This is a genomic window from Brachybacterium sp. J153 (assembly GCF_036311905.1).
In the GTDB taxonomy this organism is placed as follows: Bacteria; Actinomycetota; Actinomycetes; order Actinomycetales; family Dermabacteraceae; genus Brachybacterium.
This window is the reverse complement of the sequence record NZ_JAZDCH010000011.1, coordinates 13,696-34,139: the sequence shown is the minus strand read 5'-3', so window position 1 is coordinate 34,139 and position 20,444 is coordinate 13,696. Positions and strand designations below refer to the sequence as shown.

At 71.2% G+C, this 20,444-nt stretch carries 21 protein-coding genes and 1 tRNA gene; 9 read left to right on the top strand and 13 right to left on the bottom strand.

Features of this window, described 5'->3' with window-relative positions; all coding sequences use genetic code 11:
* Positions 1-162: 162 nt before the first annotated feature.
* Together V1258_RS06740 and V1258_RS06735 are read right to left on the bottom strand one after the other, a co-directional pair.
* Positions 163-235, bottom strand: a tRNA-Lys gene (locus V1258_RS06740).
* A gap of 75 nt (positions 236-310) precedes the next feature.
* Complete coding sequence (locus V1258_RS06735; RefSeq protein WP_329748932.1) at positions 311-886, bottom strand: hypothetical protein; 576 nt, start codon at positions 884-886, stop codon at positions 311-313.
* A gap of 120 nt (positions 887-1,006) precedes the next feature.
* Between V1258_RS06735 and V1258_RS06730 the strand changes: the two genes are divergently transcribed.
* Positions 1,007-1,660 (top strand): IMPACT family protein, encoded by a 654-nt coding sequence (locus tag V1258_RS06730; RefSeq protein WP_329748931.1) that lies wholly within the window; start codon positions 1,007-1,009, stop codon positions 1,658-1,660.
* Between the two features lie 37 nt (positions 1,661-1,697).
* Here the strand turns inward: V1258_RS06730 and V1258_RS06725 are convergent, their stop codons facing one another.
* From V1258_RS06725 to nrdF, 3 genes are all read right to left on the bottom strand, one after another.
* Positions 1,698-2,402 (bottom strand): hypothetical protein, encoded by a 705-nt coding sequence (locus tag V1258_RS06725; protein WP_329748930.1) that lies wholly within the window; start codon positions 2,400-2,402, stop codon positions 1,698-1,700.
* 122 nt (positions 2,403-2,524) lie between these two features.
* A complete protein-coding gene (locus tag V1258_RS06720) occupies positions 2,525-2,809 on the bottom strand; it encodes a GlsB/YeaQ/YmgE family stress response membrane protein (RefSeq protein WP_329748929.1) in 285 nt (94 codons plus the stop codon).
* 202 nt (positions 2,810-3,011) lie between these two features.
* Positions 3,012-3,980, bottom strand: coding sequence for a class 1b ribonucleoside-diphosphate reductase subunit beta (gene nrdF, locus V1258_RS06715; RefSeq protein WP_329747370.1), 969 nt, complete (start codon positions 3,978-3,980; stop codon positions 3,012-3,014).
* 218 nt (positions 3,981-4,198) lie between these two features.
* On the opposite strand from nrdF, the gene V1258_RS06710 reads away from it, so the two are divergent.
* From V1258_RS06710 to V1258_RS06700, 3 genes are read left to right on the top strand one after another with little or no spacing between them, the layout of a single operon-like run.
* Entirely contained in the window at positions 4,199-5,611 is a 1,413-nt protein-coding gene (locus V1258_RS06710; RefSeq protein WP_329748928.1) for a DUF418 domain-containing protein, read from the top strand.
* A 9-nt stretch (positions 5,612-5,620) separates the two neighbouring features.
* Positions 5,621-6,136 (top strand): hypothetical protein, encoded by a 516-nt coding sequence (locus tag V1258_RS06705; RefSeq protein WP_329748927.1) that lies wholly within the window; start codon positions 5,621-5,623, stop codon positions 6,134-6,136.
* Complete coding sequence (locus V1258_RS06700; RefSeq protein WP_329748926.1) at positions 6,123-6,701, top strand: hypothetical protein; 579 nt, start codon at positions 6,123-6,125, stop codon at positions 6,699-6,701. Before V1258_RS06705 ends, V1258_RS06700 begins: the two co-directional genes overlap by 14 nt.
* Here the strand turns inward: V1258_RS06700 and V1258_RS06695 are convergent.
* Entirely contained in the window at positions 6,685-7,101 is a 417-nt protein-coding gene (locus V1258_RS06695) for a hypothetical protein (RefSeq protein ID WP_329748925.1), read from the bottom strand. The two genes, V1258_RS06700 and V1258_RS06695, sit on opposite strands and share 17 nt — an antisense overlap.
* Before the next feature lie 100 nt (positions 7,102-7,201).
* Here V1258_RS06695 and V1258_RS06690 point away from each other — a divergent pair, with 100 nt between their 5' ends.
* Positions 7,202-8,122, top strand: a complete 921-nt coding sequence (locus V1258_RS06690) for a WXG100 family type VII secretion target (RefSeq protein WP_329748924.1) — start codon at positions 7,202-7,204, stop codon at positions 8,120-8,122.
* A 17-nt stretch (positions 8,123-8,139) separates the two neighbouring features.
* On the opposite strand, the gene V1258_RS06685 is transcribed toward V1258_RS06690, so the two are convergent.
* Together V1258_RS06685 and V1258_RS06680 are read right to left on the bottom strand one after the other, a co-directional pair.
* On the bottom strand, positions 8,140-8,874 hold the full coding sequence (locus tag V1258_RS06685; protein ID WP_329748923.1) for an anaerobic ribonucleoside-triphosphate reductase activating protein: 735 nt from the start codon (positions 8,872-8,874) through the stop codon (positions 8,140-8,142).
* Positions 8,871-10,748: a ribonucleoside triphosphate reductase gene (locus V1258_RS06680; RefSeq protein ID WP_329748922.1), complete on the bottom strand. Its 1,878-nt coding sequence runs from the start codon at positions 10,746-10,748 to the stop codon at positions 8,871-8,873. The genes V1258_RS06685 and V1258_RS06680 overlap by 4 nt, the downstream gene beginning before the upstream one ends.
* A 293-nt stretch (positions 10,749-11,041) precedes the next feature.
* On the opposite strand from V1258_RS06680, the gene V1258_RS06675 reads away from it, so the two are divergent.
* Both V1258_RS06675 and V1258_RS06670 read left to right on the top strand, forming a co-directional pair.
* A complete protein-coding gene (locus V1258_RS06675) occupies positions 11,042-11,377 on the top strand; it encodes a PadR family transcriptional regulator (protein WP_329748921.1) in 336 nt (111 codons plus the stop codon).
* A complete protein-coding gene (locus V1258_RS06670; protein ID WP_329748920.1) occupies positions 11,374-12,390 on the top strand; it encodes a permease prefix domain 1-containing protein in 1,017 nt (338 codons plus the stop codon). Before V1258_RS06675 ends, V1258_RS06670 begins: the two co-directional genes overlap by 4 nt.
* Positions 12,391-12,473: 83 nt before the next feature.
* Here V1258_RS06670 and nrdE read toward each other — a convergent pair whose 3' ends face one another.
* The 4 genes from nrdE to V1258_RS06650 form a co-directional block, all read right to left on the bottom strand.
* Positions 12,474-14,606: a class 1b ribonucleoside-diphosphate reductase subunit alpha gene (nrdE, locus tag V1258_RS06665; protein WP_329748919.1), complete on the bottom strand. Its 2,133-nt coding sequence runs from the start codon at positions 14,604-14,606 to the stop codon at positions 12,474-12,476.
* Between the two features lie 5 nt (positions 14,607-14,611).
* Complete coding sequence (nrdI, locus tag V1258_RS06660) at positions 14,612-15,010, bottom strand: class Ib ribonucleoside-diphosphate reductase assembly flavoprotein NrdI (protein WP_329747359.1); 399 nt, start codon at positions 15,008-15,010, stop codon at positions 14,612-14,614.
* Positions 15,011-15,032: 22 nt separating this feature from the next.
* Positions 15,033-15,290, bottom strand: a complete 258-nt coding sequence (gene nrdH / locus V1258_RS06655) for a glutaredoxin-like protein NrdH (protein WP_329747358.1) — start codon at positions 15,288-15,290, stop codon at positions 15,033-15,035.
* A gap of 717 nt (positions 15,291-16,007) precedes the next feature.
* Positions 16,008-17,435: a Gfo/Idh/MocA family protein gene (locus V1258_RS06650; protein WP_329748918.1), complete on the bottom strand. Its 1,428-nt coding sequence runs from the start codon at positions 17,433-17,435 to the stop codon at positions 16,008-16,010.
* 226 nt (positions 17,436-17,661) lie between these two features.
* On the opposite strand from V1258_RS06650, the gene V1258_RS06645 reads away from it, so the two are divergent.
* Both V1258_RS06645 and V1258_RS06640 read left to right on the top strand, forming a co-directional pair.
* A complete protein-coding gene (locus tag V1258_RS06645) occupies positions 17,662-18,336 on the top strand; it encodes a lysophospholipid acyltransferase family protein (protein ID WP_329747356.1) in 675 nt (224 codons plus the stop codon).
* Between the two features lie 81 nt (positions 18,337-18,417).
* Positions 18,418-18,801 carry a universal stress protein gene (locus tag V1258_RS06640; RefSeq protein WP_329748917.1) on the top strand — a complete coding sequence of 128 codons (384 nt, stop codon included), beginning with the start codon at positions 18,418-18,420 and terminating at the stop codon, positions 18,799-18,801.
* Positions 18,802-18,921: 120 nt separating this feature from the next.
* On the opposite strand, the gene V1258_RS06635 is transcribed toward V1258_RS06640, so the two are convergent.
* Positions 18,922-20,415, bottom strand: coding sequence for a catalase (locus tag V1258_RS06635; protein WP_329748916.1), 1,494 nt, complete (start codon positions 20,413-20,415; stop codon positions 18,922-18,924).
* Positions 20,416-20,444 lie beyond the last annotated feature (29 nt).

The window sequence follows — 20,444 nt, the reverse complement described above, 5'->3', positions numbered from 1 at the left end:
AGTCTTGATCAGCGCCATAGGGAGAAGTGTGCCCCGCAGGTCCGACACCCCTGCTAGGCCTGGGCTACACCTGGGCTACACCTGCACTGTCTCACGGAGTTTGGCTACACCGTGGGCTACACCTCGCGGTTAACCCAGATGCACAATATGCCTCTCACCCGGTGGGCCCGGAGGGGATCGAACCCTCGACCCGCGGATTAAAAGTCCGATGCTCTGCCGACTGAGCTACAGGCCCTCACCCGCCGAGCGGGCCCGCCCATCTTAGCCGTGCCGGGCAGGTCTCCCCTCCCCCGCCCGGCACCGCGATCGGTCAGGCCTTCCGACGGCGCAGCACCGCGAGGATGATCCCGACCAGGAGGATCACGAAGCCGACGAAGCCGCCGCCCAGGCCGAGGAAGATGCCGCCCAGAGCGCCGAAGATGCCGCCGATCGAGACGGGCGGGCCGACGGCGACCGGGGTGCCGTGGCAGTCGACGGCGTACTCGCCGGCCTCGTTCGCGGTGATGGAGTCGAAGGACTCCCAGGTCACGCCGTCCTTGGTGACGCTCGAGGTCTGCGCGGTGCCCTCGCCGACCGCGGCCTCCGAGGGCGCGGTGATATCGCAGGTCGGGATCGCGGTGCCTTCGGGCACGTAGTACTGGAGGACGTCCCCGGCCTCGGCGGTGACGCTGCCGCTGCCGCTCTCGAACACCTCGATCTCGTTGTAGCCGCCCGCGGTCGAGGAGATGCCGATCACCGTGATCACGATGCCCACGATCACGCTGAGCACGAGGATCACGCCGCCCAGGATCATGAGGATCATCGGCGCCTTGCCCTTCTTGGCCGGTGCCGGAACGGGCGCCGGGCCGGGGAACTGCTGAGCCGAGGGCTGAGGTGCGTAGGTCACGGGATCCTCCTGGGGAGCGGGATGGCCAGGGTCAGGCTATCCTCCGGTCCCCGGTCCGCGGCACCCTCCCGAGGGAGGGGGACCTTCGACCCATTCTCCGCCCCGCCTACACTTCCCCTCATGCCTGATCCCCTCGTCCTCGCCGCCGATGTCGAGGTCGAGCTGGTCGAGAAGCGCTCCCGCTTCCTCACCCGGCTGCACCGGGTGGAGGAGGTCTCCGCGGCCGACGCCCTGATCCACGCGGCGCGGCGCGAGCACCCGGACGCCCGCCACCACTGCACCGCCCTCGTGATCGGGGCGCGGGAGGAGTCGGCGGAGGTCCACCGCAGCAACGACGACGGGGAGCCGGCGGGCACGGCGGGGATGCCGATGCTGCAGGGCCTGCTCCACGCGGGTCTCACCGACACCCTCGCGATCGTGATCCGTTACTTCGGCGGGGTGAAGCTCGGGGCCGGCGGTCTGGTCCGCGCCTACACCGCCGGGGTCGAGCAGGCGGTCGCGGCCGCGGAGCTGCGCCGTCGCACCCTCCTCACCGTCGCCGAGCTGGAGGTGCCGCTCGCTGAGGCGGGCGTCGGGGAGAACGCGGTCCGTCTCTGGGCGGCATCCCACGGCGCCATGGTCGAGGAGACGCAGTATTCGTCGCGCCGGGCTCTGCTGACGGTGCTGCTCGCCGAGGACCTGCTGCCCGCGCTCCAGGCCGACGCGGCCCGCTGGTCCTCCGGCCGAGTCGCTGCCGCTCCCGTCGGCCACCGCCCGGCCGACGTGCCGCTCTGAGCCCCCGTCGGTCCGACTGCCGCCGCGCCCGCGGGAATCACTCCGGGGCGAGGTACCAGCTCGGCACGGACTTCAGCGGCGCCAGCTCCCGCTGCTCGGCGCCCACCAGGGCGGTCAGCACCTCGAAGGACATCCGGCGATGGAGTTCCGCGAACTCCTCGGCGGAGCCCGCGTCGCGCAGCGGGACGAGCCAGCGCCAGAGCGAGCCCGGGTCCTCCCGCACCGCGACCGGGTCGCGCACGATCGCGAGGTCGCCCGCACGGTCCTCGACAGTGCGGAAGAGTGCCCGTAGCAGCGGGTCGAGGTCACCGTCCGGCAGCGGCACCTCCATCGGCCCGCCCGCGGACGCCGCGGCGTCCACGACCAGCAGGTGCCGCCCCGTCGGCTGATCCCCGTCGGCCGCCCGCACGGAGTAGACGGCTCCCGGTGCCTCGTGCTCGGCCATCAGCACCCGGGCGATCCGCTCCGCCCCCTCGATCACCTGGTCGATCGTCGACCCCGGCGCCGGGACCTGCACCGCGAGCACCCCGCGGAGCCGTCCCCGCTGGGCCGGCGCCGCTCGGGGCACCACGTTCCCCTGGTGGAGCAGGCCGTAGTAGGGCACCGCGAGGGCCCGCCGCAGCGAGGGCCCGAGGCGGGGCCGTTCGGCCGACGGGCCCGCGGGTCGGCGCAGCACGAGGCCGAAGCGCAGCGCGAGGTGCTCGCGCTGCTGGAGCTCGGTGAGGTGCCGGTGGCGGGCCACGCCGCCAGCGTAGGCGCGGCGCGCCCCGCGGGGAATGCCTCCGGACCGACGGACGCGGCGCCGCCCCGGATGATCCGGGACGGCGCCGCGTGGGTGTCGTACGAGGCTCGTGCGCGCTGTGATCAGGCGCGGCCCTTGGTGGCGAAGCCGTAGATGGCCATGACGATCAGCGCGCCGACCACGGCGAGCAGGATCGTGCCGATGCTCCACGGGTTCGACATGATGCCGCTGATGCCGTCGCGGCCGAACAGACCGCCGATGAAGCCGCCGACGATCGCGCCGACGACGCCCAGGACGACGGTGAGGGCGAGGCTCATCGACTGCTTGCCGGGCATGACCGCCCGCGCGATGAGGCCGATCAGGCCGCCGATGATGATCCACGAGATGATGGCCCAGAGAAGACCCATGATGCACGCTCCTTAATATGGGGGAAGGGGTCGGAACACTGCATGCCCAGTGTGCGCCTCCGGAGCCGCGGAACGGGGATGTTCCACAGAACTCGCGCGTCGCGCGGGTCGCCCGAACGGGAATAACCCCCTGACGCACGGAGCCCCGGCCCGCGGTGATCCGCGGTGCCGGGGCTCCGTCAGCAGGGTCGAGCGGGAGGGCTCAGAAGTCCCAGTCGTCGTCTTCGGTCTCGACGGCCTTGCCCATGACGTAGCTCGAGCCGGAGCCCGAGAAGAAGTCGTGGTTCTCGTCGGCGTTCGGGGAGAGCGAGGCCAGGATTGCGGGGTTGACCTCGGTGGACTCCGCCGGGAACAGCGCCTCGTAGCCGAGGTTCATCAGCGCCTTGTTCGCGTTGTAGCGCAGGAAGGTCTTCACGTCCTCGGTCCAGCCGACCGGGTCGTAGAGGTCCTCGGTGTACTCCTCCTCGTTGTCGTAGAGGTCGCTGAGGAGGTCGAAGGTGTACTCCTTGAGCTCGGCACGACGCGCGTCGTCGGCCTTCTCGAGCGCCTTCTGGAACTTGTAGCCGATGTAGTAGCCGTGGACGGCCTCGTCGCGGATGATCAGCCGGATGATGTCCGCGGTGTTGGTCAGCTCGCCGTGGCTGGAGTAGTGCATGGGCAGGTAGAAGCCGGAGTAAAAGAGGAAGGACTCCAGCAGGGTCGAGGCGACCTTGCGCTTCTCCGGATCGTCGCCCTGGTAGTACCCCATGACGATCTTCGCCTTCTTCTGCAGCGGCTCGTTGAACTCGCTCCAGCGGAAGGCCTCGTCGATCTGCTTGGTGTTCGACAGGGTCGAGAAGATCTGCGAGTAGGACTTCGCGTGCACCGACTCCATGAACGCGATGTTGGTGTACACCGCCTCCTCGTGGGGGGTGATCGCGTCGGGGATCAGGGAGACCGCACCGACGGTGCCCTGCACCGTGTCCAGCAGGGTCAGGCCCGTGAAGACCCGCATGGTGAGGTTCTGCTCCTGCTCGGGCAGCCGGTTCCAGGACTGGATGTCGTTGGACAGCGGCACCTTCTCGGGCAGCCAGAAGTTGCCCGTCAGGCGGTCCCAGACCTCCTGGTCCTTCGGATCGGGGATCCGGTTCCAGTTGATCGCCTGGACCGTCGTCTTCAGGTGGTCGTTCACCGCAGCCTCACTGTCGAGAATCGGGGGTAGAGCAGTCCGAGCCAGTCTAGGCATCGCGCGGGTCCGCCGCGCCGCGCGGACCGCCGGGTCGGCGGTGGCGAGAGCCACCGCAGGGAGCGGAATAACCCACCGGACCCATGACTTTCGTCGTGGGACGCGAGGTGGGTGCCCGCACTAGCGTGAGGAGCACGTCGCCCGCCTGACCGGAAGGCCCCACCGTGACCTCCTCCGATGCTCCCGGACACCTCCCCTCCGCCCCGGCCCGCTCGCTGGCCCCCGATGTGGCGCGCGGGCTGATGCTCGCCCTCATCGCGATCGCCAACGTCTCCTGGTACCTGTGGGGCGCGTCGACCTCCGTCGGCGGTACCCCGCACATCCCCGCCGACGGGCCGCTGGACACGGTCGCGCAGGTGGTGATGACGATCGCCGTCGACCACCGGGCGATGCCGCTGTTCGCGTTCCTGTTCGGCTACGGCATGGTGCAGTTCTACCGATCGCGGATCGACCGGGGCCTCGAGCCCGTCGCGGTGCGACGGATGCTGCGGCGCCGCCACTGGGCGATGCTGCTGCTCGGCGCGCTGCATGCGGCGCTGCTCTTCTTCGGCGACATCCTCGGCGTCTACGCGGTCTCCGCGCTGGTGCTGGTGTGGTGGTTCTTCGGCCGACGCACGCGGACGCTGCAGATCTGGGTGATCGTGATCTCCGCGCTGATGCTGCTGTTCGCCCTGTTCTCGATCGCCTCGGGTCTCGCCATGGCCCTGTTCGTCCCCGAGGAGGCGCTCGCCGAGATCGAGATGGCCTCCGCCGGCTCCGACCTCGGCTTCACCCGCGGTCTCGCGTACGACACCCCGTACCTCGTCTCGATCCTGTACCGGCTGGGGATGTGGGCGTTCGCCCTGCCGGCCGCAGCGATCCTGGGCGCCGCGCTGCCGATCCTGCTGGGCTGGCTCGCGGGCCGCCGCCGAATCCTCGACGAACCGTGGCGCCACGTGGACCTGCTGCGCCGCACCGCGGTGATCGGCATCGCGATCGGCTGGCTCGGCGGGCTCCCCGAGGCCCTCGCGATCACCGGGATCTATGAGCTCCCGGCCGCGGCGCCGTGGATGCTCACCGGCCTCACCTCCCTCACCGGCGTCGCCTGCGGCGTCGGCTATGCGGCGCTGTTCGGCCTGATCGCGGTGCGTTGGGAGGGCCGTCGTCCCGGCACGGCGGCCGACGGCAGCGACGCGCCCGGCCGGTTCGACGACGCCGCCCTCACCGCGGCCGAGCGGTCCTACGGGGTCCCCGCGGCCGCGCTCGTGCCGCAGCGGACCCGGCAGGCGGGCCTGCTCGAGCAGACCCTCGCGGCCGTCGGCCAGCGCTCGCTGACCTTCTACCTGTTCCAATCGCTGCTGCTCGCCCCGCTGATGGCGTCCTGGGGCCTGGGCCTCGGCGGCGTGCTCTCGACCGCGCCGGCGCTCGCGATCGCGTTCGCGGTGTGGCTGCTCTCCCTGCCGATCGCGGCCTGGATGGGGGCGCGCGGGATGCGCGGCCCGGCCGAGCGACTGCTGCGCCGGATGACCTACGGGACGATCGACGCGCAGACCCGCGCCCTCCGCCCGGGGGCGACGCGCACCAGCACCTCGGCCTAGGGTGTGTCCATGGCCACGACCATCCGACCCGTCCCGGCGACCCGCCCCGATCGGCCCGGTACCGCGACGACCCTCGAGCTCCCCGCGACCTGGAGCGCCGTCGACGCCCCCGCGCCGGCCCTCGCCGCCTTCTCCGACGGCCGCACCCTCAGCCCCGCGATCGAGACCAACATCGTGCTGACCGCGGCGGACCCGGTTCCGGGAGGGACGCTCGCGTCCTGGCAGGCCGCGGTCCGCGAGGAGCGCCTCGCCACCCTCCCCGACCTGCAGATCCTCGAGGAGCGGTCCGTGCCCGGCGCGGGCGGTGAGGAGCTGTGGCACACCAGCTCGGTCCTCACCGACCCGCAGGGCGCCACCCTCCTTGTCCGCTCCTGGAGCCTCGTGCACGAAGGGACGGGCCTCACGCTCACCCTCACCACCCTGCCCCTCGTCGATGCCGAGCACGGCGCGGAGCTCGACCGGATCGCCGCCACCTGGGCCCCCGCCCCGCCGAGCCGTGAGAGGACCCCCGATGCCGACGCCTGACCTCGACACCGCCCTCGTCGACGAGATCCTCGCCTCCGCGCGCGGGGAGATCGAGGTGCGCCTCTCCGCACCGACCCGCCTCAGCGTGCACACCCTGACCCTCTCCCGCGCGGGGGTCCTGCGCCGCAGCCGCGATCCCCGCGACGTCGAGCGCTCCGAGCAGCTCGGGGTGCATCCCACCCCCGCGCTCCCCGGGGTGCTGCTGCGTCTCGCGGCGATCGCCCCGCTCGGCAGCCCGCCGGAGGGCAGCGACCTGGATCTTCCGGAGGAGCTGCTCGACCAGCTCGCCGCCCCGGACGACGCGCTCCGGGAGGCGGCCTGGTCACGCGCGCTCGACGCCGCCCGGGCCCTGCCCGCCCCCGCCGACCCGGCGCTCGAGGCCGCCCCGCCCCGCGCCGTCCACCTGGTCCGTCGGCGCGCCGAGGGCGATGCGCGGGCGGTGCTCGTCCAGTTGCGCGGCCGCTACCTGGTGGCGGACCCGGCGAGCGCCGGGCGCCTCGTCGGAGCCACGCCGACGAGCGCCGCGCGCGCCCTGCTGCGTCCCCTGCTCACCGCCCGCGGATGAGCTCCCGCTCGCGGCGGCGCTGCGGGCGCAGCCACCCCGGATAGATCCACAGCGGCAGGATCGACCGGTAGCTGGTCGCGAGCAGCAGCACCACCCAGAGGATCACCTCGAGGATCACCACGACCGGCAGCAGCACCGCCGTCGTGAGCGCCCGCAGCGCGTCGATCGCGGCGAGCAGGGCGAGGGGGGCCGCCACGAGCAGCGCCTGCGCGCACAGCGGCAGGACCACGAGCACGAGGCCCTCCACGTAGCGGAACCCTCGGCCCGGACCGACGCCCTCGGGTCCCGCCCAGGAGCGGAAGACCCTCCCCCGCCCCGCCCGGAACAGCAACGCCAGGACGGCGAGTCCGGCCCCGAGCAGGAGCAGCACCAGGGCGAGCAGGAGGAGTACGGGGTCCATGCCGACATCCTCCCATCGCCCCATGGGGACCTCTCCCCATGTCGCCCGCGCGCGGCGGCCGGTACCGTCAGCGAGCAGGGTCGACACACGTGGAGGAGCCATGAACGCATTCCAGGGGATGGACACCGCCGAGGTCACGGACCTCGCGGGCCGGTTCACCGAGCGCGCCGAGACGCTGAACACTCTGCTCGAGACGCTGTCCTCCCAGGTGGGCGCGCTGGTCGGCACCGAGTGGATCGGGCCCGACGCCGACGGCTTCGCGGCCGCCTTCGACTCCTCCGTGCGCCCGCAGCTGACCTCCGCCGCCGAGTCGCTCCGCACCCGGGGCAGCGATCTCGAGGGCCATGTCGAGGAGCAGGACGGCGCCTCGGACCCTGCGGGCGGCGGCGCGGGCGGCCCGGGCGGTGGCCCAGGCGGCGGCCCCGGGGGCGGGAGCTCCTCGGCGCAGTCCTCCTCCTTCCTCGGCGCGGACTGGGGCGATGTCTCCTTCGGCGAGTTCTGGCAGAACCTGAAGGAGAACATCGGCATCGACGGCGTGGACAGCGCCGGCGGCATCATCTCCGCGACCCACAGCTTCGCCAAGAACTTCGGCGAGTTCGCGCTCGGCAAGGGCAGCGTCCCCGCCTTCATCCCCGTGATCGGCGACGTCTTCACCGGCGTGATGGCCGGGATCGACCGCTGGAACGACGATGCGGGCCGGAGCGACCTCTCCACCGGTGAGCGGATCGGGCGGGCCTTCCTCGACGGTGCGGTGAACTTCGGCGGGTCCCTGGCGGGCAGCGCCATCGGCGGGTCGATCGGCACCACGATCGGCACGTCGATCGGCGGACTGTTCGGCGGCGGCGGTGGCGCGGCGGCCGGCGCTCCGGCCGGCGGCGTCGGGGCCGTGCCGGGCGCGGTCGTCGGCGGCGGCGGAGGCGCGGCGGCCGGCGGCGTGATCGGCGGCATCGTCGGGGACGTCGTGGGCAGCTACGTCGGCGCGACCCTCGCCGACTCCGTGATCGACACCTTCCTCGACTGACCCCGGCGCAGCCGGGTCTATCGCACGCCGACCTCGATCCCCAGGTCCCGGCCCCGGACTCGGGCCGCAGCGGCCGCCGCGGCGAAGGCCTCCGGCCAGTCCGGCACCCGGGCGAGCTCGGCCGCGAGGGCGGGGGCGGCGCCGTCGGCCCGGGCCCGTTGCAGCACGAGCTGACGGGCACCGGTCTCGGCGAGATGCTCGAGCAGCTCGGGCAGCTGCGGCAGGAGGGTCGGGGTGAGGGTCGTGCGCAGCTCATGGGGCACGCCCGAGGCCTGCAGGAGGGCGAGCGACGTCCCTGCCCGCTCGGCGGCTCCCGCGCGGCCGACGAGCGCGGCATAGTCGGCCGGAACGGCCTTCACGTCGAAGCCCACCCAGTCCACCAGCCCCGCCGCGAGCAGCGCCTCGAGCCGCGCCGGATGCGCGCCGCCGGTGTGGAGCCCGACGGCGAAGCCTGCCGCCCGCACCGCCGCGGCGGCCGGCAGCAGGGCATGCTGCCGGGTGGCCTCTCCCCCGCTGAACACGACGCCGTCGAGCAGCCCGCGACGCCGCCGCAGCAGGTCGAGGAGCGCGGCGAGCGGCACCTGACCGGGCACGGTGGGATCGAGGATCGCGCGGTTGTGGCAGTAACTGCAGTCCCAGGGACAGCCCTGGCAGAACACGGTCGCGACCAGGCGGCCGGGCCAGTCGACGGTGGACAGCGGCACGAGACCGGCGATCTGCAGCTCCCCCGCCCCGGCCCGGCCCCCGCTCACGCGAGCGCCGCCGCGGCGGCCTGCTCGGTGAAGAAACGCCGCTGCTCGTGCTCGCCGCGCTTGCCGATGTTGAAGGAGGCGACGGGGCGGAAGTAGCCCATCACCCGCGTCCACACCTCGCACTCCTGCCCGCACCGCTCGCACCGCGGATGCTCCCCGGAGAGGTAGCCGTGGACGGGGCAGATCGAGAAGGTGGGGGTGACCGTCAGGTACGGGACGCGGAAGCGGGTCAGCGCCCGCCGCACCAGCTCCCGGCACGCCTCCGGTGAGCTCATCGCCTCCTGCAGGTACAGGTGCAGCACGGTGCCTCCGGTGTACTTCCCCTGCAGCTCCTCCTGCAGCTCGAGCGCCTCGAAGGGGTCCTCGGTGGTGTCGACGGGGATCTGCGAGGAGTTCGTGTAATACGGGTTCTGTGCCGTGCCGGCGGTGAGGATGCCGTGGTAGCGGGCCCGGTCCTCCTTCGCGAAGCGGTAGGTGGCCCCCTCGGCGGGCGAGGCCTCGAGGTTGTAGAGGTTCCCGGTCTCCTCCTGGAACTGCACCATGCGCGCGCGCACGTGGTCCAGGATCCGCAGACACATCTCCTGGCCCGCCGCGTCGCGGAGGTCATGCCGGTCCCCGGAGAAGTTCCGCACCATCTCGTTCATGCCGTTCACCCCGAGGGTCGAGAAGTGGTTCCCGAGGTGGCCCATGTAGTGCTTCGTGTAGGGGTAGAGTCCGCCGTCCATCAGCTCCTGCACCGTGGCGCGGCGCCGCTCGAGGGTGTCCTTCCCGAGCTCCAGCAGGCGGTCGAGCTCCGCGATCAGGGCCGCCTCGTCGCCGGCGAAGCGGTGCCCGAGCCGCGCCATGTTCACGGTGACCACGCCGATCGAACCGGTCAGCTCGGCGGAGCCGAACAGGCCGTTGCCGCGCTTGAGCAGCTCGCGCAGGTCCAGCTGGAGCCGGCAGCACATCGAGCGGATCATCCCCGGGTCGAGGTCCGAGTTCAGGAAGTTCTGGAAGTAGGGCAGGCCGTACTTCGCGGTCATCGCGAACAGCGCCTCGACGTTCTCGCCCTCCCAGTCGAAGTCAGGGGTGATGTTGTAGGTGGGGATCGGGAAGGTGAAGGCGCGGCCGTCGGCGTCGCCCCCGCTCATCACCTCGAGGAAGGCACGGTTGATCAGGTCCATCTCGGCCTGCAGGTCGCCGTAGGCGAACTCCTGCTCCTCCCCGCCGATGACCGGATGCAGCGCCCGGAGGTCCTCCGGGCAGGTCCAGTCGAAGGTGAGGTTCGTGAACGGGCACTGGGAGCCCCAGCGGCTGGGGACGTTGAGGTCGTGGATGAGCTGCTGCATCTCCTGGCGGACCTCCTCGTAGGTGAGTCCGTCCCGGCGCACGAAGGGTGCGAGGCAGGTGTCGAAGGAGGAGAACGCCTGGGCGCCCGCCCACTCGTTCTGCAGGGTGCCGAGGAAGTTTACGATCTGGCCGCACGCGGAGGAGAGGTGCCGCGGCGGGCGCGAGCCGATCGCGCCGCCGACGCCGGTGAAGCCCTCCTCGAGCAGGGCCCGCAGCGACCAGCCGGCGCAGTAGCCGGTGAGCATGTCGAGATCGTGGATGTGCAGGTCGCCCTCGCGGTGCGCGCGGCCCGCCGCGGGGCTGAACACCTCGTCGAGCCAGTGGTTCGCGATCATCTTCCCGGCGGCGTTGAGGATCAGGCCGCCGACGGAGTAGCCCTGGTTGGCGTTCGCGTTGACGCGCCAGTCGGCGCGGTCGACGTACTCGGTGATCGTCGCGACGGGGTCGACGAGGGTGCGCGCGGGGACGGGATCCGCCGCGGATGCAGCGGCGGGCGGGGCGGACGCAGCGGCGGGCAGGGCGGACTGCGGGGTGGTGGGCATGGGATCACTCCTGGGACGACGGGGTCGGAGTGGGGAGAGACCCGGGAGGGGTCCCGGGCGGCCGCCCTCGCGGGGCGGTGGCCTCACCGTAGGCGGGCGACCACCACATGTAGTGGTCGAGGCGCGCCGACACCACGACATGATGTGGCGTCGTCGGCGCCGTGGCCCGCGAGATCGGGACCTCCGTCCCGCCGGGCGCCCCCGCTGAACGGGCCCGGGCAGCCGACGTTGCCCTCTTGCCGTACTACGCGTGCCGTAGTACGTTGGGCGAAACACAGAGAGGGGAGGAGCCCATGATCGGAGCGGATGCGATCCGCGGTCACATCGACCTGATCCTGCTCGCGGTCCTCGAGGAGGACCCCTCCTACGCCTACGAGATCTCCCGGATCCTCACCGAGCGGTCCCGCGGCGAGTACGCCATCAAGCAGACCACCCTGTACACCGCGCTGAAGCGCCTCGAGGGCCAGAGCCTGCTCACCTCCCGGGAGGACCTCTCCCCCTCCGGGAAGCCCCGCACCTATTACTCCCTGACCCCCGCGGGCCGCGAGCAGCTCGCGGCCAAGCGCACCGAATGGCGCAGCACCCGAGCGCTCGTCGACCGCTTCACGGAAGGACCGTCCCCGTCATGACCGTCATCGACTCCTACCTCGACACCCTGTTCGCCCCCTATCCCGACACTCCCCGGATGCGCGAGGCGCGCTCCGAGCTGCGGGCGCTCATGGAGGACCAGCAGCAGGCGCTGATGGACGCCGGCCGGACCGAGTCCCAGGCCGTCGGCGCGGTCATCGCCGAGTTCGGTAGCCTCGAGGAGGTCGCCGCCGAGCTCGGGATCGGCGCCGAGCTCAGCGGCGGCTCCGGCGGCGCGCAGCCCGCGGCGGACCCCGTCCTCGACCGCGAGCAGGCCGAGCGGTACGTCGAGGCGATGCGCCGGGGCCGCTGGGTCCCGGCCGTCGCGATCCCGATGTTCGTGCTCGCCGCGCTGCCGCTGCTGTTCCTCATCGCCGTCAGCGGAGAGTCGCCGACGGGCTGGGCGCTCGGCGTCGGACTGACCACGCTGCTGGTGCTCGTCGCCGGTGGCGTGCTGCTCCTGGTGCTCCACGGCAGTCGGATGGAGGAGCACGCGGAGGTGACCGAGGGCCGCTTCACCCTCACCCCGGCGGTGCGGGAGCTCGCCTCCTCGCTGCGCCGGGAGCATCGTCGCGAGCGCGCCCTCGCCCTCGGCGCGGCGATCCTGCTGTGGATCCTCGCCGCGGTGCCGGTGATCCTCGCAGGGGTGCTGTCCGCCCCGGACTCGACGGCTCCGCTCTACGGCGTGTGCGGGACGCTCGCGATGGTCGCTCTCGGCCTGTTCGTCGTGCTGCGCTCGGGCTGGTCCGAGACCGCCGCCGGGGCCCTGCTGCAGGAGGCCGATGAGGACGATCTCGCCGCGACCAGCAGCTCCCCCGCGATCCGCGCGATCGCCGCACTGTACTGGCCCGTCGCCGCTGCGATCTTCCTGGGCTGGAGCTTCCTCACCGGGGACTGGGGCATCACCTGGGTGGTCTGGCCGGTTGCGGGCGTGCTCTACGGGGGCCTGTGGTCGCTGAGCGCGGCGATCGGCTCGTCGGACGACGCGCAGCGGTCCCCGGCCCGCCGCGCCTGAGACCCGGAACGCCGACGGGCGGGCCTCCCCGTAGGGAGACCCGCCCGTCGGCGTGAGCGTCGGCCGTCGGCCGGGAGCTCGGATCAGAGCATGCAGCTGACGCAGCCCTCGACCTCGGTGCCCTCGATCGCCATCTGGCGCAGGCGGATGTAGTAGAGCGACTTGATGCCCTTCCGCCAGGCGTAGATCTGCGCCTTGTTGACGTCGCGCGTGGTCGCGGTGTCCGGGAAGAACAGCGTCAGCGACAGGCCCTGGTCCACGTGCTTCGTGGCCTCGGCGTAGGTGTCGATGATCTTCTCGTAGCCGATCTCGTACGCGTCCTCGTAGTACTCGAGGTTGTCGTTGGTCATGAACGGCGCGGGGTAGTAGACCCGGCCGATCTTCCCCTCCTTGCGGATCTCGATCTTGGAGACGATCGGGTGGATCGACGAGGTCGAGTGGTTGATGTAGGAGATGGAGCCGGTGGGCGGCACCGCCTGCAGGTAGGCGTTGTACATGCCGTGGGCGCGGACGTCCTCGCGCAGCTGCTTCCAGTCGTCCTGGGTGGGCAGGTGCACGGAGGAGTTCTCGAACAGGCCGCGGACCTTCTCGGTGCGGGGCTCCCACACCTGGTCGATGTACTTGTCGAAGTACGCGCCGGTGCCGTAGGTCGACTTCTCGAAGTCGTAGAAGGTCTCCCCGCGCTCCTTCGCGATCCGGTTCGACGCCTTGATGGCGTGGTACGTGACCGCGTAGAAGTACATGTTCGTGAAGTCCAGGCCCTCGTCGGAGCCGTAGTGGATGGCCTCGCGGGCGAGATAGCCGTGCAGGTTCATCTGGCCCAGGCCGATCGCGTGCGAGCGGCGGTTGCCCTCGGCGATGGTCGGCACCGACTCGATGTCCGAGTGGTCCGACACCGAGGTCAGGCCTCGGATCGCGGTCTCGATGGTGCGCGCGAAGTCCGCCGAGTCCATGGTCTTGGCGATGTTCAGCGAGCCCAGGTTGCAGGAGATGTCCCGGCCCAGCTCGTCGTAGCTGAGGTCCACGTTCATGGTCGAGGGCGTGGAGATCTGCAGGATCTCGGAGCACAGGTTCGAGTGGGTGACCTTGCCGGCGATGGGGTTCGCGCGGTTCACGGTGTCCTCGAACATGATGTACGGGTAGCCGGACTCGAACTGGATCTCGGCGAGGACCTGGAAGAAGTCGCGGGCCTTGATCTTCTTCTTCGCGATCCGCGGGTTGTCGACCATCTCGTGGTAGACCTCGGAGACGTTGACGTCCGCGAAGGGCTTGCCGTACTCGCGCTCCACGTCGTACGGGGAGAACAGGTACATCGGCTCGTTGTTCTTGGCGAGCTCGAAGGTGATGTCGGGGATCACGACGCCGAGCGAGAGGGTCTTGATGCGGATCTTCTCGTCCGCGTTCTCGCGCTTGGTGTCCAGGAACCGCAGGATGTCCGGGTGGTGCGCGTGCAGGTACACGGCGCCGGCGCCCTGGCGGGCCCCGAGCTGGTTCGCGTAGGAGAAGGAGTCCTCGAGCAGCTTCATCACGGGGATGACGCCGCTGGACTGGTTCTCGATGTGCTTGATCGGGGCGCCGTACTCGCGGATGTTCGAGAGCAGCAGCGCCACGCCGCCGCCGCGCTTGGACAGCTGCAGCGCGGAGTTGATCGAGCGGCCGATCGACTCCATGTTGTCCTCGATGCGCAGCAGGAAGCACGAGACGAGCTCGCCGCGCTGGGCCTTGCCGGCGTTGAGGAAGGTGGGGGTCGCCGGCTGGAAGCGGCCGTCGAGGATCTCGTCGACCAGGTTGCGGGCCAGCTGCTCGTCGCCCTCGGCGAGGGTGAGCGCCACCATGACCACGCGGTCCTCGAAACGCTCGAGGTACCGCTTGCCGTCGAAGGTCTTCAGCGTGTACGAGGTGTAGTACTTGAACGCGCCGAGGAAGGTCGGGAAGCGGAACTTCTTCTCGTAGGCCTGCTCGGAGAGCGACTTGATGAAGTCGAAGCTGTAGCGCTCGAGGACCTCGGGCTCGTAGTACTTGTTCTCGACGAGGTAGTCGAGCTTCTCGCGCAGCGAGTGGAAGAACACCGTGTTGGGGTTCACGTGCTGCAGGAAGTACTCGCGGGCGGCGAGGCGGTCCTTCTCGAACTGGATCTTGCCGTCCGCTCCGTAGAGGTTCAGCATCGCGTTGAGCGCGTGGTAATCGAGCTGCTTGTTGTGCTCGAGGGGGGGCATCTCGGTCAGTGTCGCCAAAACTCTTCCAATCCGTCGTGGACCCGCTGGACGTCGCGCGGGGTTCCGAACAGCTCGAATCTGTACATGTGGGGGACGCTGCACTTGGCGGAGATGATGTCCCCCGCCAGGCAGTACGCCTCCCCGAAGTTGGTGTTGCCCCCGCTGATGACGCCCCGGATCAGGGACCGGTTGCGTTCGTCGTTGAGGAACTTGATGACCTGCTTGGGCACGGCGCCGCGGCCGTTGCCCCCGCCATAGGTCGGGACCACCAGGACGAACTCCTCGTCGGCGACGAGGGGTTCGTCCTGGGCGTAGAGCGGGATGCGCGAGGCCGGCATCCCGAGCTTCTCGACGAAGCGGTGGGTGTTTCCCGAGACCGAGGAGAAGTAGACGAGCCGGGTCACGCCGACGCCTCCCGCGGCCGGATCAGATCGCGGTGGCGCGACGCTGCTCGGCGCCGGCGCCCGCGAGCGCCTTGATCTTGTCCGGGCGGAAGCCGGACCAGTGGTCCTGCCCGGTGATGACCACGGGGGCCTGCACGTAGCCCATGGACTTGATGCGCGCGAGGGCCTCGGCGTCCTCGGTGATGTCGACGACGTCGTAGGCGACGCCGGCCTTGTTGAGGGCGCGCTTGGTGGCATCGCACTGCACGCAGAGGGGCTTGGAGTACACGGTGATGTCCACGGGAAGGTGGCCTTTCTCGAGCGCCGCGCCGACGGCGCGTGGAAGGGGAGTGTCGGAGACGTGCAGGGAGTTGTGAGCGGCTCGCGAGGAGCCTGGTCGCCGCGCTCCGGGAGTGCCCGCCCGCCTCCGCATCGATGGTTCCCGATGCGGTGGCGGTTCCCCGGACGGACCCGGTGAGGATCGGTGAAGATCGGTGAGGACCGGACCGCCGCGACCTCTCCAACACTACACCTAGTGGTGGGTCGACGCAGCGACCACAAGATGTACTGAGTTACAACACTGTCATCCACAACGCGCTGTTGACGGACTGTGGACGGATCGGGACCGATGGGGACGGACGACGCCCTCCCCGCACGAACGCCGAGGCACCGTGCACAAACCAGTGTGGACGAGGGGTCCGACAGCCCTCCGGGCCGGTGGACGACGGACCGCGCAGAGTGCCGATCCGAGCCTCCCGGAGGTCCGGATATGACTCCGATCTCGGGTCGATCCGGCGTGTCCCCCGGCGTGTCCCACAGTCCGTCCCCGGCGTGTCCCCAGAGCGCCCGGGCGTGTCGCGGCGCGGCGCTCCCGGACGGTCGGGGGACGGCGCTCCCGGACGGTCCGGGGACAGCGCGGACGATCCCGGGGACAACGCCCGGAGACGACGCGACCCCCGCGGCCCGAGGGCGGCGGGGGTCGAGCGGCATGGCGGCGAGCGGTCGCCGGGCCTTGCGGTCAGCGTGTGGGGTCGCGCGGCTCCTCGACGGACCACACGTCGACGATCTCGCCGGTGTGCTCGGGCGGGAGCGGGGCGGCGGCGGGAGCGGCGGGTTCGTCCGTGTCAGCCGGGGACGGCTCCGACGGGGCGGGCTCATCCGACGCGGGCGCCGCCTCGGCCCGAGGCGCGGGGTCGGACTCGGGCGCGGGGTCGGAGTCGGAGTCGGGCGCGGGGTCGGAGTCGGCCACGACGACCGGCGCCCCCGCCGGGCGCTCCGCCACGGACTCCTCCGCCGTCAGCTCCTCTTCCGGATCCGCCTCGAGGCTGCGACCGTCGGCCTCCACCACCGCGGCGAGGACCTCCCGCAGCAGCGTCACCTGGGCGAGGGCCGAGCGGGTGCCGGCGATCGGGGCCTCCCCCTTCTCCACGAAACGGTGGAAGGCCTCCCACATCGCCTCGGCCGAGCCGAGCCCGGCGACGGTCTCGAGCTCCTGCACCACGCCGGACTTCTTCTCGCGCAGCGAGAGCGTCGAGCGGCGATCGCCGTGGGACGGGGCGTGCAGCTCGACGAGCAGGCGACGGCGCGCGGAGAGCACCGAGAAGCGCTCCGCGTACTCGGGCGCGAAGGGGAGGTAGTGCCACACGAGCCGCACATGGGCCCCGCCCTCGAGCTCGCCGAGGATCTCGAGCGAGCCGGGGATGACGCCCTTCGGCCACTGGCGCACCGCGCTCAGGCGGGCGATCGGCCCGTAGACCGCCTCGAGCACCGCCATCTGGTGGGCGACCCCGGTCAGCAGGCCCTTGACGTAGAGGTCCCGGTCGCGCTGAGTGGCGGCCTCCCCCGAGCCGGCCTTCACCGCGGCCTGCAGCGCGTTGCGCCGCTCGGCCCGCACCTCCGAGGGCAGGTCGTAGGCGGAGGTGGTCACGTGCGCGCCACCGAACAGCGGCTGGCTGGCGGGCATGAGCACCTCGTGGTCGACCATCCGCACGTCCTTGACCGCGATCTGCTCGGCGATGCGCGCCACCGACTCGTCGTACTGCTGCGGGTACGCCATCATCACGAGGCTCCGGCCGGTGAGCCGCTCGAACTCGACGACCCGGTCGATCTCCTCGGCGGAGTAGCCCAGCGGCGGCTCGACCAGGACCGGGATGCCGCGGCGCAGGAGCGCGAGCAGGTCCTCGACATGGAGGCCGTCGGTCGAGAGCACCGCGGCGTCGATCGTGACGGTGCGGGCGCGGATCGCGGCGATCAGCGCCGCGACGTCCTCGTACCGCTTCTCCTCGGGGAGGCCCCAGGACTCGGCCGACTCGCGCCGACGGCGCTCGGAGTGGTCGACCAGCGCGGCGATGGAGAAGCGGTCCCAGCGCCGACGCAGCACGGGCAGGTGCACCGCCTGCGCCATGGTTCCGGCGCCGATCACGGCGATGTTGACGATCTTCGGCATCGAGGGCTCCTCGGGATCCAGGACCGGGGCGCTGCGGCGGACCGTCCGGTCCGGCGCGCGCACCGCCGTCGGCGCGCCACGGATCGGCGGCCGACGCATGCCTGTTCTACCACACGGGCCCGGGTCCTTCCCGCCCCCACCTGCGGTGCCACGTGGGCGTCCGGACGACCGGCGGAAAGCGGCGGCTATCGTGGGGCGCAGCCTCGCCCCACCCAGGAGAACGTCAGTGTCCAACGCCTTCTACTTCGGTGCCCGCGGACTCGTGCGGCCCTTCGTCCGTCTGGTCTGGAATCCCCGGGTCACCGGCCTCGAGAACGTGCCGCGCACCGGCGGCTTCCTCATCGCGTCGAACCACCTGGCCAACGTCGACAGCTTCCTGGTCCCCGTGGTCATGCCGCGCAAGGTGCGGTTCGTGGCCAAGGAGTCGCTGTGGACGCAGAAGGGTCCCCTCGGGGCGATCCTGCGCTTCTTCTTCACCCAGGTCGAGGCCGTGCCGGTGGACCGCGAGGCGCTCGCCTCCGGCAAGGGCGCGATGCAGGCGGCGCTCTCGATCCTGCAGGACGGCAACGGCTTCGGCATCTACCCCGAGGGCACGCGCTCCAAGGACGGCCTGCTCCACCCCGGCAAGCAGGGCGCGGCCTGGCTCGCCCTCGAGTCCGGCTGCCCCGTGATCCCCGTCGGGGTGAAGGGCACCCAGGAGCTCTTCGGGCCCGGCCGGGCCCGCCGCGGCTCCGTCAGCATCCGCGTGGGTGCCCCGATCGACTTCTCCGACCTCGACCCGGCCGCCTCCAAGGGGCTGCGCCGCCGACTCATGACGGCACGCATCATGGACGAGATCCAGGCGCTCTCGGGCCAGCGCCGCTCCGACGAGCCCTCCCCCGACTCCCCCACCGGGATCTGAGGGCCGGGACCGGCGCGGCCCCGGCGACGGTCGGGTGCCCGTAGGATTCGAGGGGTCGGGTCCCGGCCGGAAGGAGTGCACATGGCGGTCGTCGTCGGATTCATCCCCACCGAGGTGGGCTTCGCCGCGCTCGCGGCGGCCCGCACCGAGGCCGAGCTGCGCGGCGGCCCCCTCGTGGTCGTCAACGTCGTGCGGGACGGGGTCGAGGACGACCCCCGCCATGCCGACGAGCAGCAGCTCGAGATCGCCCGCGACCAGCTGCGCCAGGCTCGTGTCCGGGTCGAGATCCGTCAGGAGCGCACCGACGAGGACATCGCCGACGTGCTGCTCCGCGTCGTCTCCGAGGAGCGGGCCGAGGTGCTCGTGCTCGGCATCCGTCGGCAGAACGACCTGGCCCGGCACCTGCTGGGGCTGACCGTGCAGCGGCTCCTGCTCTCCTCCCCGAGCGACGTGCTGGTGGTCTGAACGACGGGCCGCTCCTCCGAGCGCCCGACCCCGACCGACGCCCCGGCCAACGCGCCGACCAACGACAGCGGCCCGCCTCCCGGAGGAGGCGGGCCGCCGTCGTTCAGCCGAGGGCTCGGATCACTCGTCGACCGGATCGGCGCCGGGGACCTGCTCCTCGCGGCCGGCCGTCACCGCCGCCTCGATCGCCGCGCCGACCTCCTGGTCGATGTTCTTCCAGTACTGGAAGGCGTTCGAGAGCACCGGCTCCTGGACCGTGGAGAGGGCGCCGGAGACGGTCTCGATGAGACGCTGACGGGCCGCCTCGTCCATGACCTCGCGGATCAGGGTGTGGGCCTGGCCGAAGTCGTCGTCCTCGGCGTGGAGGGTGTAGGCGGAGCGGACCATGGCGCCGTCCGCCTCCCAGCCGTTGTCGACCGGCCCCTGCTCGTCCTGGTACGCGCGACCGAAGGAGTTCGGCGCGTACACCGGCGCGTCGCCGCTGTGGAGGAACTGCATCGCGCCCTCCTTGTCGTACGAGTTCGTGGCGACGACCGGGCGGTTCACGGGCAGCTGGTTGAAGTTGGTGCCCAGGCGGTTGCGCTGCGCGTCCGGGTAGGAGAAGACGCGGCCCAGCAGCATCTTGTCCGGGGAGACGCCCGTGCCGGGCACGGTGTTCGAGGGGCTGAAGGCGGCCTGCTCGATCTGCGCGTAGTGGTTGGTCGGGTTCTGGTTCAGGGTGAACCGACCGACGGGGATGCGCGGGTAGTCCTTCTTCGACCAGGTCTTGGTGAGGTCGAAGGGGTTGAAGCGGTAGGTCTTGGCCTCCTCGTAGGGCATGACCTGGACCTCGAGCTTCCAGGAGGGGAAGTCGCCGCCCTGGATGGCCTCGAAGAGGTCGCGGCGGTGGTAGTCCGCGTCGGACCCCGCGAGCTCCCCGGCCTCCTCGTTGGAGAGGAACTCGAGGCCCTGCTCGGTGAGGAAGTGGTACTTGACCCAGAACTTCTCGCCGGCCTCGTTGACCCACAGGTAGGTGTGGGAGGAGTAGCCGTTCATGTGGCGCCAGGTCTTGGGCAGACCGCGGTCGCCCATGAGGTAGGTGACCTGGTGGGCGCTCTCCGGGGAGAGGGTCCAGAAGTCCCACTGCATGGTGTTGTCGCGCAGGCCGGAGTCGGGCAGGCGCTTCTGGGAGTGGATGAAGTCGGGGAACTTCATCGGGTCGCGCAGGAAGAAGATCGGGGTGTTGTTCCCGACGATGTCGAAGTTGCCCTCCTGGGTGTAGAACTTCAGCGCGAAGCCGCGCACGTCCCGCCAGGTGTCGGGCGAGCCCAGCTCACCGGCAACGGTCGAGAAGCGGGCCAGCATCGGGGTCCTCGTCCCCTTCTGGAACAGCCCGGCCTTCGTGTACTGCGAGACGTCCTCGGTGATCTCGAGCTCGCCGAAGGCGCCAGAGCCCTTCGCGTGGGGGCTGCGCTCCGGGATGCGCTCGCGATCGAAGCGGGCGAGCTTCTCGACGAGGGCGACGTCGTGGAGCATGAGCGGGCCGTCGGCGCCGACGCTCAGCGAGTGCGCGTCGGACTCGCGGGGCGCTCCGGACTCGGTCGTGGACGGGAGGGACGGGTCGAACTCGGTCATCATCTTCTCCTGGATTCGGCGGAGTTCCT